This is a genomic window from Streptomyces sp. NPDC034049 (genome assembly GCF_055575575.1).
Map to the genome: position 1 here is coordinate 211583 of NZ_JBVISJ010000006.1, position 16719 is coordinate 228301.

A 16719-nucleotide genomic window follows, 5' to 3' on the forward strand; every position below is an offset into this window, starting at 1 on the left:
TGGGTCAGCTCTTCTTGGCGTTTGCCCACGTGTGCTGGGCCGTCACGTCCTTCTTGATGTCCGCCAGTTGGATCGCCACGGCGCTCGGGGCCGTGCCGCCGCGGCCGTTGCGGGAGGCGAGGGCGCCCGGGACGTTCAGGACGGTGCGGACCTCGGGGGTGAGGTGGGACGAGATCTTGGCGAACTGGTCGTCCGTCAGGTCGTTCAGTTCCTTGTTCTCGGCCTCGGCCGCCTTCACGCACTCACCGGCGACCTCGTGGGCCACCCGGAAGGGGACACCCTGCTTGACCAGCCACTCGGCGACGTCCGTGGCCAGGGAGAAGCCGGCCGGGGCCAGCTCCTCCATGCGCTCGCGGTGCACGGTGAGCGTGGCCATCATGCCGGTGAACGCGGGGAGGAGGACCTCCAGCTGGTCGATGGAGTCGAAGACCGGCTCCTTGTCCTCCTGGAGGTCGCGGTTGTAGGCGAGGGGGAGCGCCTTCAGGGTCGCCATCAGGCCCGTGAGGTTGCCGATCAGACGGCCGCTCTTGCCCCGGGCCAGCTCCGCGATGTCCGGGTTCTTCTTCTGCGGCATGATCGACGAGCCCGTCGAGAACGCGTCGTGCAGGGTCACGAAGGAGAACTCCTTCGTGTTCCAGATGATGATCTCCTCGGCGATCCGCGAGAGGTTCACACCGATCATCGCGGTGACGAAGGCGAACTCGGCGACGAAGTCGCGGGACGCGGTGCCGTCGATGGAGTTCGCGGAGCTGCCGTGCTCGAAGCCCAGGTCCGCGGCCACCGCCTCCGGGTCCAGGCCGAGGCTGCTGCCCGCGAGGGCTCCGGAGCCGTACGGGGAGACCGCGGTGCGCTCGTCCCACTGGCGCAGCCGCTCGGCGTCCCGGGAGAGGGACTGGACGTGGGCGAGGACGTGGTGGGCGAAGAGGACCGGCTGGGCGTGCTGAAGGTGGGTGCGGCCGGGCATCGCCACGTCCGGGTGGGCCTCCGCCAGACCGATCAGCGCGTCCTGGAGGTCGGCGATCAGACCGCCGATCGTACGGGCGTGGTCCCGCAGGTACATCCGGAAGAGGGTCGCGACCTGGTCGTTCCGGGACCGGCCGGCACGCAGCTTGCCGCCCAGATCCGGGCCGAGGCGCTCCAGGAGACCGCGCTCCAGGGCGGTGTGCACGTCCTCGTCGGCGACGGTGCCGACGAACGCGCCCGACGCCACGTCCGCTTCGAGCTGGTCCAGGCCGGCGATCATCCGGGACAGCTCGTCCTCGGTGAGCAGGCCCGCCTTGTGCAGCACGCGCGCGTGGGCGCGGGAGCCCGCGATGTCGTACGGGGCCAGCCGCCAGTCGAAATGGACGGACGCGGACAGCTTCGCCAGGGCCTCGGCGGGGCCGTCGGCGAAACGGGCGCCCCAGAGCCGTACGTCACCGCTGTTGCTGCTCACTCGCGTTGCTCCTAGATCTCCGCTTACTGCGTTCGCTGCCATGCATGAGTATGCAGAACTCTGCATGAATCGTCAATCTGAGAGAAGTTTGAGAGACGCCGAGAAACGTTTGAACAAACGAAACCGCTTTCCCGTAACTCACACCGAACGCAGGCGCCGCGTCCATCACCACCGACCACACCCGACCCGAGTGAGGCATCCGCATGTCCAGGGCTCTTCCGAAGTACAACAAGCGTCGCGTAGGGATCATCGGCGGCGCCGCCGCGGTCGTGCTCTCCGGAGCGGTCATCGCGGGTTCCGCCCTCGCCGGTGAGGGTGCCAACAACGAGGACGCCGCGGGGAACGCCTCCCCCGGCACCATCACCTGCCCGGCCGTCGAAGGCAGCCTCCCGGCGATCCCGGCCTCCGCGAAGGCCGAGGTCGACAGCAACCTCGCCCAGCTGCAGACCCAGATCCAGGAAGCCAACCAGCGCCTGATCGACACCGTCGGCCAGGGTGGTCCGAACTTCGTCCAGAACGCCATCCTCGGCCCGCTGGAGGACAAGCGCGTCGCCGCGCTCAACCGCATCGAGACCGCCATCGGCCGCGCCGCCGCCAAGCCCGAGGGCCTCGAAGCCCTCGCCCCCTGCCAGCTCAACCAGGGCGGCGCGGCCGCCGGCGGAGAGGCGCAGGCAGGTGCGGGCGCCGGGGCCGGCGCGGACGCCGGTGCGGACGAGGGTGCCGCGGACGCGGGCAACGCCGGTGCCGCCGGGACCATCACCTGCCCCGAGGTCGAAGGCGAACTCCCCGCCGTCCCGGCCTCCGCACAGGCCGAGGTCGACCGCAACCTCGCACTCCTCGACACCCAGATCCAGGAAGCCAACCAGCGCCTGATCGACACCGTCGGCCAGGGCGGCGCCAACTTCGTCAACAACGCCATCCTCGGCCCGCTGGAGGACAAGCGCGTCGCCACGCTCAACCGCATCGAGACCGCCATCGGCCGCGCCGCCGCCAAGCCCGAGGGCCTCGAAGCCCTCGCCCCCTGCCAGCTCAACCAGGGCGGCGCCGCGGGCGCCGGTGAGGAGGCGGGCGCCGGCGAGGAGGCCGGAGCCGAGGCCGGTGCGGGCGCCGAGGCCGGCGCCGGTGCGGGCGAGGGTGCCGCGGACGCGGGCAACGCCGGTGCCGCCGGGACCATCACCTGCCCCGAGGTCGAAGGCGAACTCCCCGCCGTCCCGGCCTCCGCACAGGCCGAGGTCGACCGCAACCTCGCACTCCTCGACACCCAGATCCAGGAAGCCAACCAGCGCCTGATCGACACCGTCGGCCAGGGCGGCGCCAACTTCGTCAACAACGCCATCCTCGGCCCGCTGGAGGACAAGCGCGTCGCCACGCTGAACCGCATCGAGACCGCCATCGGCCGCGCCGCCGCCAAGCCCGAGGGCCTCGAAGCCCTCGCCCCCTGCCAGCTGAACCAGTAGTCCAGGGACCGGCGGAAGTCGCCGGTCGCACGAGGACCGGTCGAGCCGAGGGGCCGGCCCTGTCGCAGGGCGTGCTGCGGTGCTGCGGTGCCGGTCCTGTCGCAGGGCCGGTTCTGCCCAGGGGCCGTCGAACCGAGGGGGCCCGTCGCGATGAGCCGTCCGCGCCGGGCCCCCTCGTTCGGCGGGTGACCTCCTGCGCTCCTCGTGGGCGGCAGGGGCCGTGTCCGCCCCGCGCGCCGGCCGGGGCGGACATGGAAGACCTGGTTCCGGGTGGACCCCATGGTGGGGTCCACCCGAAATTCGCGTTCCGGCGGCAAATTCGTTAGACAGCCGAAGCGTTTCCGTCGATAATCGTTAGACATGGGAAAGACTTATGAGCGCATCGACGGCCGCCTGCGTACGTTCATCGAGGCACAGCCACTGTTCTTCACCGCGTCGGCGCCCCTCGCCGCCGACGGCACGATCAATCTCTCCCCCAAGGGCCTGAAGGGCTCGTTCGTCGTCCTCGACGAACTCACCGTCGCCTACCTGGACTTCGCCGGCTCCCACGCGGAGACGATCGCGCACCTGCGCGAGAACGGCCGGATCACCCTGATGTGGTGCGCCTTCCAGGGCCCGCCCACCGTCGTCCGCGTGCACGGCACGGGCGAGGCCGTCTTCCGCGACGACGCCCGCTTCGCCGAACTCCTCGCCCGCTTCCCCGACATCGACCCCACCCCGCACGGCCTGCGTGCGATCATCGTGGTCCGCGCCCAGCAGATCCGCGACAGCTGCGGCTACGCCGTGCCGTTCATGGCGTACGAGGAGGAGCGCGACCTGCACGGCCGGCGCTTCGCGCGCGAGGACGACGCGTCGCTCAGCGCCTACTTCAGCTCCAAGGATCACATCGCGACCAGCATGGACGGCCTCCCGGGGCTGCCACTGCCGCTGCCGCCGTCCGCCGTCTGACGGCGTGGGACGCGGGCGCGCTCTCCGATACGGATCGTTCCGCACAACAGTTGTTCACGCGGTTGAACACACGGCACTCGCTGCACGTACGTGTGGGCCAAGGGTCCAGCCCACCACGGAGGAACCGTGTCCACGATCGCCGGAGGTCGCGCCGCGCGCCGCCAGACGATGCGCCGCATCCGACCTCGCCGCTCCCCCGCAGTCCCGCTGCTGACCGTTTTCTTTGCGGGCGTGGCCGCGGTGGTGTGGCTGTGGTGGGACAACACGCCCTCCATCGCGGACCAGGGCAGCAAGATGGTCAACGCCGGCCGGATCACCGGTCTGCTCGGTGGCTACATGATGGCCCTGGTGGTCCTCCAGATGGCCCGGGTGCCCGCGCTGGAACGCCGGGTCGGCTCCGACCGGGTCGCCCGCTGGCACGCGATGACCGGCCGCTACACGCTCTGCCTGGTCGTCGCGCACGTCGTCCTCACGATGTACGGGTACGCGCTGCAGGCCGGTCTCACCCACACCGCGATCGTGCAGCAGACCATCGACTCCATCAACCAGCTGCCGGACATGGGCAAGGCCGCCATCGGCACCGGTCTGCTGGTGCTCATCGGGCTGATGTCGATCGGTCCGGTGCGCAAGCGGATCCCGTACGACCTCTGGTACCACACCCACCTGCTGACGTACGCGGCCACGTTCCTGACGTTCTGGCACCAGATCTCCACCGGCAACGAGTTCGCCGTCACACCCGCCGCGAAGACCGGCTGGTACGCGCTGTACGGGTCGGTGACCGCGCTGGTGCTCTGGTACCGGATCATCACGCCGATCCGGCTCAACCTGCGGCACCGGCTTCGGGTCGAGGCGGTCATCGAGGAGGCGCCCGGGATCGTCTCCGTGCTGATGAGCGGGCGCAAGCTGCACCGGATGGGCGCGGAGGCCGGGCAGTTCTTCCGCTGGCGGTTCCTCGCCCCCGGCATGCGGTTCAGCTCGCACCCGTACTCGCTGTCGGCGGCCCCCCGCCCCAACATGCTGCGCATCACGGTCAAGGCGATCGGCGACCACAGCTCGGCCCTGCGCGACCTGGAGCCCGGCACCCGGGTGTGGGCCGAGGGCCCGTACGGGGCGCTCACGGCCGGCAAGCGCAGCCGGGGCAAGGTGCTGCTGGTGGCCGGCGGGGTGGGCATCACCCCGATGAGAGCCCTGTTCGAGACGCTGCCCGGCGCGGCCGGTGACCTGACCCTGCTCTACCGGGCCAACACCACCCAGGACCTGGCGCTGTGGGACGAGTTGGCGCAGATCGCGGAGGAGCGCGGGGCGCGGCTGATGTACGCGGTGAACAGCCCGGACGGCGAACGCCCGGACATCTCGCCGGACTCCCTGCGCCGCAAGATCCCGGACATCGAGAGCCACGACGTCTTCCTGTGCGGTCCGCCCGGTTTCGCCCAGGGCGTGTACGAGGCCCTGCGCGGCGCGGGTGTCCCGACCCGGCGCATCCATCACGAGTCGTTCGAGATGTGAGCGACGGGACCGCTCGCCCCGGATCCCCACCCGGCCGACTGTTCCGGCCGTCGGTCACCACGACCTGCCCCACCCCGACTTCTGGCCACCATTTCCCGCGGGTTCGCCCCACAGGTCTCCCCCGCGAGACCTCACACTTCAGGAGCTGAAGGAGCGATGAAGAAGAGCCACCCCATCCGGCGGACCCTGCTCGCCACCGCCGCCACCGTGTCCGGCATCGTGCTGCTGCTGTCGCTGAAGCCGGCCTCCGACCCGGCCGGTTCGGTACAGGCCGGAGCGGCAGGGGGCGCTCCTTCGGCACAGGGCGGGGTGGCGGCGGGCGCACAGACCCTCACGGGCACCGCCGTCCAGACCGACTACGGGCCGGTGCAGGTCCGGATCACCGTCAACGGCGGCAAGATCACCAACGCCGAGACCGTGCAGCAGCCCAGCGGGGGCCGCTCCACCCAGATCAGCGGCGACGCGATCCCCAAGCTCAACCAGGCGGCCGTGGCCGCGGGCAGCGCGGAGATCGACGCGGTCTCGGGCGCCACCTACACCAGCGCCGGCTACAAGGAGTCCCTCCAGTCCGCGCTGGACCAGGCCGGCAAGGCGCAGGACTCCGGCGCCCAGGTGCTGACGGGGACCACCGTGCAGACCGACTACGGGCCGGTGCAGGTCCGGATCACGGTCAGCGGTGGGAAGATCACCAACGCCGAGGCGATCCAGGCCCCGAGCGGTGGCCGCTCCACCCAGATCACCGGCGACTCGGTGCCGAAGCTCAACCAGGCGGCCGTGGCGGCCGGCAGCGCCGAGATCGACGCGGTCTCGGGCGCCACCTACACCAGCGCCGGCTACAAGGAGTCCCTCCAGTCCGCGCTGGACCAGGCCGACAAGGCGCAGGGCTCCGGCTCCGACGTCGAGGCGGGCGGCTCGCAGGGCGCGGGCGGCGGCGCCGAGGACGGCGGGGACTCCGGGGCCGGGGCGGGAGCCGGGGCCGGGCAGGCGACGGGCACCCAGGTGCTCACCGGTTCCGCCATCAAGACGGACTACGGGCCGGTGCAGGTCCGGGTCACGGTCATCGACGGCAAGATCACCAACGCCGAGGCGCTGCAACAGCCGAGCGGCGGCCGGTCGACCCAGATCAGCAGCACCGCCATTCCTGAGCTCAACCAGAACGCCGTCTCGGCAGGGAGCGCTGACATCGATGCTGTCTCAGGCGCCACGTACACCAGCGGTGGCTACAAGCAGTCCCTCCAGTCCGCTCTGGACCAGGCCGGCTGACCCGGTGGCCGTACCCGCCGGGGCCGCGCCGTCCCCACTGCGGCACGCCGAGGAGGTCATGGGCACCGTCTTCTCCTTCGACATCCGGGGAGGCGAGCCCGGGGCGGTCAGGGCCGCGCTGGAGGAGGCGGTGGCCGGACTCCACGCCGTGGACGAGGTGTTCAGCACCTATCGCGAGCACAGCCAGATCTCCCGGCTCGCCCGGGGCGAGGCGACGATCGAGGAGTGCGATCCCGAGGTCGCCGAGGTGCTCGATCTGTGCGCGGAGGCCGAGCGGTCGAGCGACGGCTGGTTCAGCGCGACGTACGAGGGCCGCTTCGACCCGACCGGCCTGGTGAAGGGGTGGGCCACCGAGCGGGCCGCACTGCGGCTGGTCGAGGCCGGGGCGGTCGGGGTGAGCGTGAACGGGGGTGGTGATGTGCAGCTGTGCGGTGTGCCCGGTCCGGACCGGCCGTGGCGTGTGGGTGTCGCGGATCCGCTCCGGCCCGGGGGGCTGGCGGCGGTCGTCACGGCCGCGGGCGCGGATCGGCTGGCCGTGGCCACGTCGGGTACGGCGGAGCGGGGCGCGCACATCGTCGACCCCCGCACGGGCAGGTCCGCCGTGACCGACCTGGTCTCGGTGACGGTCGTGGCCCCCAGCCTCACCTGGGCGGACTGCTGGGCCACCGCCGCGTTCGCCATGGGCTCCCGTGAGGGTCTCGCCTGGCTGGAGTCCCTGCCGGACGCGGAGGCCCTACTGATCACGGCAGGCGACGAGGTCCGCTGCACGGGCGGGTTGGCGGCGCGCCTGGGCTGAACGGGCCCGGGTCGACAGGGGCAGGACCGTGAGCCGGTGCTGCCGCTGGCCCGGCCGGGGTGTCGCTCACCGGCGCTTGCGGGGTGCCACGGGAAGCCACCGGTCGCCAAAGGGGCGCGGGGGACTGCGCGACCAGCCACGCACAACCCGCACCCGGCGTCCCCGCGAACCGCCCCTCCCCGTAGCCGCCCCCGTCGGCTCAGTGCACGTGGCCGTTCCCGTTCTGGGCGAGCCGCAGCAGATGGTCCGCCAACGCCTGGCCCCCCACCGGATCACGGCTGATCAGGAGCAGCGTGTCGTCGCCCGCGATCGTGCCCAGGATGTCGTGGAGTTCCGCCTGGTCGATGGCCGAGGCGAGGAACTGGGCCGCGCCCGGCGGGGTGCGGAGCACGACCAGGTTCGCCGATGCCTCCGCGGAGATCAGCAGCTCCGCGGAGAGCCGCCGCATCCGCTCCTCCTTCGCCGACTCCCCCAGCGGCGCCCGGGGCGTACGGAAACCCCCCTCGCTCGGCACCGCGTAGATCAGGTCGCCGTCGGTGTTGCGGATCTTCACCGCGTTCAGCTCGTCGAGGTCCCGGCTGAGCGTCGCCTGCGTGACGCTCAGCCCGTCGTCGGACAGCAGCTTCGCCAACTGGCTCTGCGACCGCACGGGTTGCCGGTTGAGGATGTCCACGATCCGCCGATGGCGTGCGGTACGGGTCTGCGGCACCGCGGGCCCCGCCTGGTCGTGCTCCTGCGCCTGGCTCATCGTCGTCTCATTCTCCGGCTCGTCCGTCCCCACTGGCTTCGTGCGCCGCCCGCGCCGCGTCGAGGATGCCGGGCAGCGCCTGGAGGAGGGCGTCCACCTCGGCGTCACCGATGTTGAGCGCGGGCATCAGCCGTACGACATCGGGGGCGGGCGCGTTCACCAGGAAACCGGCGTCCTGAGCGGCCTGTTGCGCCAGGGGCGCGAGGGGCTCGGTGAGCACGATACCCAGCAGGAGACCCGCGCCACGGACGTGGTCGATCATCGGGTCGCCGAGGGACTCGATTCCGTTCCGCAGCTTCTCGCTCTGCCGCTTGACGTTCTCCAGCAGCCCTTCCGCGCGGATGGTCTCCAGGACGGCGAGTCCGGCGGCGCACGCGACCGGGTTCCCTCCGAAGGTCGTGCCGTGCTGACCGGGCTGCAGGAGGTCCGCCGCCCGGCCGAAGGCGACGGTCGCCCCGAGCGGCAGTCCGCCGCCGAGGCCCTTGGCGAGGGTGACGACGTCCGGCAGGACGCCCTCATGGGCCTGGTACTCGAACCAGTGCCCGGTCCGGCCGATACCGGTCTGCACCTCGTCGAGGACCAGCAGCGAGCCGGTGGCGGCCGTGATGGCCCGCGCGGCCTTCAGATAACCGGCCGGCGGGACGACGACGCCCTTCTCGCCCTGGACGGGCTCGATGATGACGAGGGCGGTCTCCTCGGTCACGGCCGCGGCGAGGGCCTGCGCGTCGCCGTAGGGGACGTGGGTGACGTCACCGGGGAGCGGGTGGAAGCCGGTCTGCTTGCCGGGCTGGCCGGTGAGGGCGAGGGCGCCCATGGTCCGGCCGTGGAAGCCGCCCTCGGTGGCGACCATGTGGGTCCGCCCGGTCAGCCGGCCGATCTTGAACGCGCCCTCGTTGGCCTCGGCGCCCGAGTTGCAGAAGAACACCTTGCCGTCGCGCCCGAAGTGCTCCAGGAGCCGTTCGGCGAGCGCGACGGGCGGCTCGGCGACGAACAGGTTGGAGACATGGCCGAGGGAGGCGATCTGGTTGCTGACGGCCTCGACGACCGCGGGGTGGGCGTGGCCCAGCGCGTTGACCGCGATGCCGCCGACGTAGTCGACGTACTCCGTGCCGTCGGCGTCCCACACCCGGGAGCCCGACCCGCGGACCAGGGAGAGCTTCGGGGTGCCGTAGTTGTTCATGAGCGAGCCCTGCCACCGCTGGGTCAGCTCCTCGTTGGCGGTCATTCGGCGTCCCCCTGTTCCGCATCGGGCACGACCATCGTGCCGATGCCCTCGTCGGTGAAGATCTCCAGCAGGATCGAGTGCTGGACTCGGCCGTCGATGACGCGGGCGGTGTTGACACCGCCCCGTACGGCGTGCAGGCAGCCCTGCATCTTCGGCACCATGCCGGAGGACAACTCCGGCAGCAGCTTCTCCAGTTGGGAAGCGGTGAGGCGGCTGATCACCTCGTCGCTGTTCGGCCAGTCCTCGTAGAGGCCCTCGACGTCGGTGAGGACCATGAGGGTCTCGGCGCCCAGAGCAGCAGCGAGTGCCGCAGCCGCCGTATCAGCATTGACGTTGTAGACATGTCCGTCGTCCTGGCTGCGGGCGATCGACGAGACGACCGGGATGCGGCCGTCGGCGAGCAGTGCCTCGATCGCGCCCGTGTCGATCGCGGTGATCTCGCCCACCCGCCCGATGTCGACCAACTCGCCGTCGATCTCGGGCTGGTGCTTGGTGGCGGTGATGGTGTGCGCGTCCTCGCCCGTGAGGCCCACGGCCAGCGGCCCGTGCTGGTTGAGCAGGCCGACCAGCTCGCGCTGCACCTGCCCGGCGAGCACCATGCGGACGACGTCCATCGCGTCCTCGGTGGTGACGCGCAGGCCGGCCTTGAACTCGCTGACGATGCCGTGCCGGTCGAGGGCGGCGCTGATCTGCGGGCCGCCGCCGTGCACGACGACCGGCTTGATGCCGGCGTGGTGCAGGAAGACGACGTCCTGGGCGAACGCGGCCTTCAGGTCCTCGTCGATCATGGCGTTGCCGCCGAACTTGATGACGACGGTCCTGCCGTTGTGCCGGACCAGCCAGGGCAGCGCCTCGATGAGGATCTGGGCCTTGGGGAGGGCGGTGTGCTTCCGCGCGGGTGTGTTGCTCATGAGGAGTAGGCGCTGTTCTCGTGGACGTAGTCGGCGGTGAGGTCGTTGGTCCAGATGGTGGCGGTCTCGGACCCGGCGGCGAGGTCGGCGACGATGTGCACCTCGCGGTAGCGCATGTCGACGTTGTCGCGGTCCTCGCCCACGCCGCCGTTCTTGCAGACCCAGACGCCGTTGATGGCGACGTTGAGACGGTCCGGCTCGAAGGCGGCGGAGGTGGTGCCGATGGCGGACAGGACACGGCCCCAGTTGGGGTCCTCGCCGTGGATGGCGCACTTGAGGAGGTTGTTGCGGGCGATGGAGCGACCCACCTCGACGGCGTCGTCCTCGGTCGCCGCGTTCACGACCTCGACCTTGATGTCCTTGCTGGCGCCCTCGGCGTCCCGGATGAGCTGCTGTCCGAGGTCGTCGCAGACCTGGCGTACGGCCTCGGCGAACTCCGCGTGGTCCGGGACGACTCCGGCGGCGCCGGAGGCGAGCAGCAGGACGGTGTCGTTGGTGGACATGCAGCCGTCGGAGTCGACGCGGTCGAAGGTGGTCCGGGTGGCGGCCCGCAGGGCCTCGTCCAGGACGTCGCTCTCCAGGTCGGCGTCGGTGGTGAGCACGACGAGCATGGTGGCGAGGCCGGGGGCGAGCATGCCGGCGCCCTTGGCCATGCCGCCGACGGTCCAGCCGTCCTTGGTGACGACGGAGGTCTTGTGCACGGTGTCGGTGGTCTTGATGGCGATGGCGGCCTTCTCACCGCCGTGCTCGGAGAGCTGCGCGGCGGCCGTCTCCACGCCCGGCAGCAGCTTGTCCATCGGCAGGAGGACGCCGATGAGGCCGGTGGAGGCGACGGCGATCTCGCCGGCGCTGTGCCCGTCGAGGACCTCGGCGGCCTTCTCGGCGGTCGCGTGGGTGTCCTGGAAGCCCTTGGGGCCCGTACAGGCGTTGGCGCCACCGGAGTTGAGGACGACGGCGGAGACCCGGCCGCCCTTCAGCACCTGCTCGGACCAGAGGACCGGTGCGGCCTTCACGCGGTTGGAGGTGAAGACGCCGGCGGCGGCGAGGCGGGGCCCGGTGTTGACCACGAGGGCCAGGTCCGGGTTGCCGTTCTCCTTGATCCCGGCGGCGATGCCCGCCGCCGTGAACCCCTTGGCTGCCGTCACGCTCACGGTGCGACTCCGATCGTGGAAAGCCCCGTCGTCTCGTGGAGTCCGAGGGCGATGTTCATGCTCTGGAGGGCGCCGCCGGCGGTGCCCTTGGTGAGGTTGTCGATGGCGCTGATCGCGATGACGCGGCCCGCGGCCTCGTCGTACGCGACCTGGATCTGAACGGCGTTGGAACCGTGGACGGACGCCGTGGCGGGCCACTGTCCCTCGGGGAGCAGATGGACGAAGGGCTCGTCGGCGAAGGCCTTCTCGTACGCGGCGCGCACGGTCTCGGCGGTGACGCCGGGCCTGGCCTTCGCGCTGCACGTGGCGAGGATGCCGCGGGACATCGGCGCGAGGGTCGGCGTGAAGGACACGGTGACCGGTTCGCCCGCGACGCCGCCGAGGTTCTGCATCACCTCGGGTGTGTGCCGGTGGCCGCCACCGACGCCGTACGGGGTCATCGACCCCATGACCTCGCTGCCCAGCAGATGCGCCTTGGGCGCCTTGCCCGCGCCGGAGGTGCCGGAGGCGGCGACGATCACGGCCTCGTTCTCGGTGAGGCCCGCCGCGTAGGCCGGGAACAGGGCCAGCGTGATGGCCGTGGGGTAGCAACCGGGTACCGCGATGCGCTTGGACCCCTCCAGCGCGGCGCGGGCACCCGGCAGTTCGGGGAGACCGTAGGGCCAGGTCCCGGCGTGGGGCGAGCCGTAGAACTTCTCCCAGTCGGCCGCGTCCTTCAGCCGGAAGTCGGCGCCCATGTCGACCACGAGCACCTCCGGGCCGAGCTGCTCGGCCACGGCCGCGGACTGCCCGTGCGGCAGCGCGAGGAAGACCACGTCGTGGCCCCTGAGCACCTCGGCGGTCGTCTCCTGGAGCACCCGGTCGGCCAGCGGCAGCAGATGCGGCTGCAACGCGCCCAGGCGCTGGCCCGCGTTGGAGTTGCCGGTCAGTGCACCGATCTCGACCTCGGGGTGGGCGAGCAGCAGGCGCAGCACTTCGCCGCCCGCATAACCACTCGCTCCCGCCACCGCCACACGTACCGCCATGGAACCCTCCTCTTGGATGGCATGACTATACGTTTCGCTGCACGTTTATGCAATCTTTGGTCGGGGTGAGGGGCTCTGTCGCTCGCCCCGGGTCGGTCACGCCGGCGCATAGGATCGCCCGCATGGCGCTGCGACCCGTCCACGTGAACATCAAGGCCCTCGACGCCGGGGCCGTCGGCCGGTTCTGGGCGGAGGCGCTCGGCTGGACCGCCTACAGCCCCGGCGTGACCACCTACGTCGGGCCCGCCGGCGGTCTCGTCTGGCCGGACCCGGTCGTGCTGGGGGTCGACGTCGTCCCCGTCCCGGAAGGCAAGACGGCGACGAAGAATCGTACGCACCTCGATCTCGCCACCACCTCCGAGGCGCATCAGGTGGAGTTGGTCGCACGGCTCAGGGCGCTCGGCGCGACGCCCGCCGACGTGGGCCAGGGCGACGTGCCGTGGACGGTCCTCGCCGACCCCGAGGGCAACGAGTTCTGTGTGCTGGAGCCCCGGGAGGTCTACCGGGACACCGGGCCGATCGCGGCGGTCGTCGTCGACTGCGCGGACCCTCGGGCCATGGCCCGGTTCTGGGGCGAGGCGACGGACTGGGCCCCGCACGAGGTGACCGACGCGCAGGCCACGCTGCGCTCGCCCGCGGGGGTCGGCCCCTACCTGGAGTTCCTCCGTACGGCCGACGCGGCGACCGTGCCGGACCGCGTCCACCTCGACCTGCTGCCGTCGCCCGGTGACGACAGGGCGGCGGAGGTGGCCCGGCTGCGTGCCCTCGGCGCCACCGACCTCGACCTCGGCCAGGGCGACGTCCCGTGGACCTGTCTGGCCGACCCGGAGGGCCACGAGTTCTGCGTCCTCGCGCCGTCCTGACGCGGGAGCCGCGGCCACCGCCGGGCCGTCGCCCCCGCCGCGCTCTCCCCCGACCGCTCACACGCCCTGGTCCGGGCCGGGCCGGGCCGGGGTGTCCCGGATGGTCCGGGCCGTGGTGTCCCGGTCGGCCGGCCCGCCGGTCAGCTCCTCGATCACGTCCTCGATCACCTCCGCCATCACGGCGAGCGGCAGGGACGGGTTGGCGGCCGCCGCCTCCACCACCGGGTCCGCCGGGTCGGAGAGCAGCTCGACGACGACCGTCGGCGGGAGGGCCGGGTGACCGGCGGCGAGGGGCCGGGCCCGTTCGTCCGCCAGGCACGGCAGAAGCGCGGAGGCCGTCGCGCGGGGGTGCCGGGCGATCTCCCGCAGCGCCTTGCGCACCGGCGGCCGGTGCCGGGCCACCCGCTCCAGGAACGCCCCGGTCGCGTCCGGGTTGGCCGCCGCGCCGGTGAGGACCTGGACGCCGTGCCGGTCGACCATGGTGTGCAGCCGGGCCTCGGAGAGACCGGGGTGCGCGGCGACGGCCGTGACCACCTTGGCGTCGGGATCGTCGGCCAGCGCGTCCCGGACACCGGCGGGCAGATCACGCCGTCTCGCCACCAGCGCGCGTACGGCGGCGCGCGGCGACCGGGCCAGCTCCTCGACCTCGGCGGCCGTGGCGGCGGCGATCCGCGGCAGCGGCACGGCACCGATCCGGGTGCTGGCGGCCAGCTCGGTGAGGACGTCGAGCGGCACGCGCGGGTTGTGCGCGAGCGCGCGCCGCACATCGGGGGAGCTGTCGTGGGCCAGCGCACGGATCGCGGTGGCGTCGATCGAGGGGTTCGCGGCGAGGTCGGCGCGCGCCCCCGGCGTGGGGTCCTCGGCGAGCCGGGCGTACGCCTGCGGGGGCAGGCCGGGACGGGCGGCGACCGCCCAGCGCAGCAGCGCCGACGGGTGGTCGGCGAAGTCCGCGACCGCCTCCGCCGGGGTGGCCGGGTTCTCCAGGGCCGCCCGCAGGATGTCGAGGACGGTGGATTCGTGGGAGCCGTCGCAGGAGGCGCCCGCCCGCAGATCGCAGTCGAGCCGCGGGCAGTCGGGGGCGTGGGTGAACGGCGGTTCCTCGCGGTCGCAGACCAGGCAGTGCCGGGCTGGAGGTGCCTCGCCGCCGACGAGGGCGGCCAACGCCTCCGGTGGCGTCGCCTCGTTGGCCGCCGCCGCGCGGCGGACCTCGGCGTGCGGGTGCGCGGCGAGGCGGGCGGCCATGTCCGGCTCGGCCCACAGGGCCAGCTCCGCGACGACGCGTACGTCCGGGTCCGCGGCGAGGGTCTCCACCACGTCCGGCGGCAGGCCGGGGCAGGCGGCCAGTCTCTCCCGGAGTTCGACGGCCTCGGAGGCGGCGAGGAGGCGGGCCCACGCCGGGTCGCCGACGCCTTCGTCCAGCAGGGCGAGGGCGACGCGTGGCCGCGCCGTGGGATCGACGTCGGCGGCGGTCAGGGCGCCCCCGTACGCCAGGCGCACCCCGTTGCCCTCGTCCCGCGAGGCCAGCGTGATCGCCTGCGCCCGGCTGAGATCGTCGCGGCAGGCGAGTTCGTCGTCGATGTCGGCGTCCGCGAGCCCGAGCAGCCGGTCGACCAGCGCGACCGACAGACCGGGATTGGCGGCGAGCCCGCGCAGAAGAGGATGCACAGGGGGCATCCTGCCCCGGCCCCCTGCCCCACGGCCCACGATTTTCACCGCGCGACCATGGCCTGCGGCGACATCGCCCCGTCGGCCACGTCGGCATCGGCCGCCACCCGCGTCCGCGTCGGCCGTCGTCTGTGTCGACATCGGCCGCCGCCCGCGTCAGCGTCAGCTAAGTCAGCCGGTCACCCGCGTCGCGTCAGCCGTCGCACGCGTCGGTCGCGGCCCTCGTCCGTCGGCCGTCGCGCCGGCCCGTGGCCACCGACAGGCCCGTCCGGGAACCGGCCGAACCCCCTGCATCGGCGTCAGCCCATCGCCTGCGTCGACATCCGCCGCCGCCCCCGTCGGCGTCAGCCCGCGTCAACATCAGCCGTCACCACGTCAGCCGGTCACCCACGTCGGGCGTCGGCCCTCGCCCTCGTCCGTCCGCGCTAGCTCCGGTCGTCCGATCGGTCCGCTCGCTCGGCGTTGCGCTTCTTGATGCGGGCGCCCTCCTTGCGGACCTCGGCCTGGGTCGCGCGTTCCTTGCGCAGCCACTCGGGGCTGTCCTGCTTCAGCGCCTCGATCTGCTCGGTGGTGAGGGGCTCGGTGACTCCGCCGCGCGCGAGCCCGGCGATGGAGACGCCCAGCTTCTCGGCGACCACCGGGCGGGGGTGCGGGCCGTTGCGGCGCAGTTCCTCCAGCCAGGCCGGCGGGTCGGTCTGTAGCGCGCTCAGCTCGGCGCGCGAGACGACGCCCTCCTGGAACTCGGCGGGCGTGGCCTGGAGGTACACACCCAGCTTCTTCGCCGCGGTGGCGGGCTTCATGGTCTGGGTGGTCTGGTGCGACGTCATGGGTCAAGGGTATCGAGCGCCTGCGCGACCGCCGACCACCCGGCTCCCCACCGGCGGCGACCGGGCCCGTCCGGCCGCCCGTTAGCCTGGTGACGTGACAGGCTCGGAAGCATCCTCCTCGTTCCCCTCGTTCCGGCTCGCGTACGTGCCGGGGGTGACGCCCGCCAAGTGGGTGCGGATCTGGAACGAGCGGCTGCCCGACATCCCCCTGACCCTCCTCCAGGTGTCCGCCGCCGAGGCGTTCGGCCTGCTCCGGGACGGCGGTGCCGACGCCGGTTTCGTGCGGCTGCCGGTGGACGACACCGACCTCAGCGCGATCCCCCTCTACACCGAGACCACGGTGGTCGTGGCCCCGAAGGACCATGTCGTCGCGGCGGTCGACGAGGTGACCACCGAGGACCTGGCGGACGAGGTCGTCCTGCACCCCCTGGACGACACCCTCGACTGGGAGCACCCGCCTGGAGAACCAGCGTTCGAGCGCCCCGCCACCACGGCGGACGCGATCGAGCTGGTGGCGGCCGGGATCGGACTGCTCGTCGTCCCCCAGTCGCTGGCCCGGCTCCACCACCGCAGGGATCTCACCTACCGCCCGCTCACGGGCGCCCCCGAGTCCCGTGTCGCCCTGTCCTGGCCGCAGGACGCGACCACCGACATGGTCGAGGACTTCATCGGCATCGTCCGGGGCCGCACGGTCAACAGCTCGCGGGGCCGCGCCAAGCCCGCGGAGGAGAAGAAGCCGCAGCAGAAGCCCAAGCGCCCGGGCACGGGCAAGCCGGCCGCCCGCACCCCCCGGGGCGGCTCGTCCGGCGGCAGGAACTCCAAGAGCGGCGGCAGGCCCGGAAAGCCCCGCCGCCGCTCATAGCTGGGCCGCAGGCCCCATCTGGGGGCGCGGGGAACTG

The 16719-nt window shown here is 72.4% G+C and carries 14 protein-coding genes and 1 pseudogene; 7 read left to right on the forward strand and 8 right to left on the reverse strand.

Annotated elements, in window-relative coordinates:
• Positions 1-4: 4 nt before the first annotated feature.
• Positions 5-1435 (reverse strand): argininosuccinate lyase, encoded by a 1431-nt coding sequence (gene argH / locus ACZ52C_RS19715; RefSeq protein ID WP_469075926.1) that lies wholly within the window; start codon positions 1433-1435, stop codon positions 5-7.
• A 203-nt stretch (positions 1436-1638) separates the two neighbouring features.
• Between argH and ACZ52C_RS19720 the strand changes: the two are divergent.
• The 5 genes and pseudogenes from ACZ52C_RS19720 to ACZ52C_RS19740 all read left to right on the forward strand — a co-directional run.
• Positions 1639-2472: pseudogene (locus tag ACZ52C_RS19720) on the forward strand (hypothetical protein); the annotation flags it as partial.
• 780 nt (positions 2473-3252) lie between these two features.
• The gene (locus tag ACZ52C_RS19725; RefSeq protein WP_469075927.1) at positions 3253-3840 is read left to right on the forward strand and encodes a pyridoxamine 5'-phosphate oxidase family protein; all 588 of its coding nucleotides are present in this window, start codon (positions 3253-3255) and stop codon (positions 3838-3840) included.
• Between the two features lie 168 nt (positions 3841-4008).
• Entirely contained in the window at positions 4009-5346 is a 1338-nt protein-coding gene (locus tag ACZ52C_RS19730) for a ferredoxin reductase family protein (protein ID WP_469076152.1), read from the forward strand.
• Between the two features lie 156 nt (positions 5347-5502).
• Complete coding sequence (locus ACZ52C_RS19735; protein WP_469075928.1) at positions 5503-6609, forward strand: FMN-binding protein; 1107 nt, start codon at positions 5503-5505, stop codon at positions 6607-6609.
• A 4-nt stretch (positions 6610-6613) separates the two neighbouring features.
• Positions 6614-7405, forward strand: a complete 792-nt coding sequence (locus tag ACZ52C_RS19740; protein ID WP_469075929.1) for an FAD:protein FMN transferase — start codon at positions 6614-6616, stop codon at positions 7403-7405.
• Between the two features lie 199 nt (positions 7406-7604).
• On the opposite strand, the gene ACZ52C_RS19745 is transcribed toward ACZ52C_RS19740, so the two are convergent.
• From ACZ52C_RS19745 to argC, 5 genes are read right to left on the reverse strand one after another with little or no spacing between them, the layout of a single operon-like run.
• A complete protein-coding gene (locus ACZ52C_RS19745; RefSeq protein WP_469075930.1) occupies positions 7605-8153 on the reverse strand; it encodes an arginine repressor in 549 nt (182 codons plus the stop codon).
• A 7-nt stretch (positions 8154-8160) separates the two neighbouring features.
• Complete coding sequence (locus tag ACZ52C_RS19750; protein WP_469075931.1) at positions 8161-9378, reverse strand: acetylornithine transaminase; 1218 nt, start codon at positions 9376-9378, stop codon at positions 8161-8163.
• Positions 9375-10289: an acetylglutamate kinase gene (gene argB, locus ACZ52C_RS19755; protein WP_469075932.1), complete on the reverse strand. Its 915-nt coding sequence runs from the start codon at positions 10287-10289 to the stop codon at positions 9375-9377. Before argB ends, ACZ52C_RS19750 begins: the two co-directional genes overlap by 4 nt.
• Entirely contained in the window at positions 10286-11440 is a 1155-nt protein-coding gene (gene argJ, locus ACZ52C_RS19760) for a bifunctional glutamate N-acetyltransferase/amino-acid acetyltransferase ArgJ (RefSeq protein WP_469075933.1), read from the reverse strand. The genes argB and argJ overlap by 4 nt, the downstream gene beginning before the upstream one ends.
• Positions 11437-12465, reverse strand: a complete 1029-nt coding sequence (argC, locus tag ACZ52C_RS19765) for an N-acetyl-gamma-glutamyl-phosphate reductase (RefSeq protein ID WP_469075934.1) — start codon at positions 12463-12465, stop codon at positions 11437-11439. Before argC ends, argJ begins: the two co-directional genes overlap by 4 nt.
• Before the next feature lie 122 nt (positions 12466-12587).
• Here argC and ACZ52C_RS19770 point away from each other — a divergent pair, with 122 nt between their 5' ends.
• A complete protein-coding gene (locus ACZ52C_RS19770) occupies positions 12588-13328 on the forward strand; it encodes a VOC family protein (RefSeq protein WP_469075935.1) in 741 nt (246 codons plus the stop codon).
• 57 nt (positions 13329-13385) lie between these two features.
• Here ACZ52C_RS19770 and ACZ52C_RS19775 read toward each other — a convergent pair whose 3' ends face one another.
• Together ACZ52C_RS19775 and ACZ52C_RS19780 are read right to left on the reverse strand one after the other, a co-directional pair.
• Positions 13386-14993 carry a hypothetical protein gene (locus ACZ52C_RS19775; protein WP_469075936.1) on the reverse strand — a complete coding sequence of 536 codons (1608 nt, stop codon included), beginning with the start codon at positions 14991-14993 and terminating at the stop codon, positions 13386-13388.
• 425 nt (positions 14994-15418) lie between these two features.
• Positions 15419-15820 carry a DUF5997 family protein gene (locus ACZ52C_RS19780; RefSeq protein WP_469075937.1) on the reverse strand — a complete coding sequence of 134 codons (402 nt, stop codon included), beginning with the start codon at positions 15818-15820 and terminating at the stop codon, positions 15419-15421.
• A 94-nt stretch (positions 15821-15914) separates the two neighbouring features.
• On the opposite strand from ACZ52C_RS19780, the gene ACZ52C_RS19785 reads away from it, so the two are divergent.
• The gene (locus ACZ52C_RS19785; RefSeq protein WP_469075938.1) at positions 15915-16682 is read left to right on the forward strand and encodes a LysR family transcriptional regulator substrate-binding protein; all 768 of its coding nucleotides are present in this window, start codon (positions 15915-15917) and stop codon (positions 16680-16682) included.
• Positions 16683-16719 lie beyond the last annotated feature (37 nt).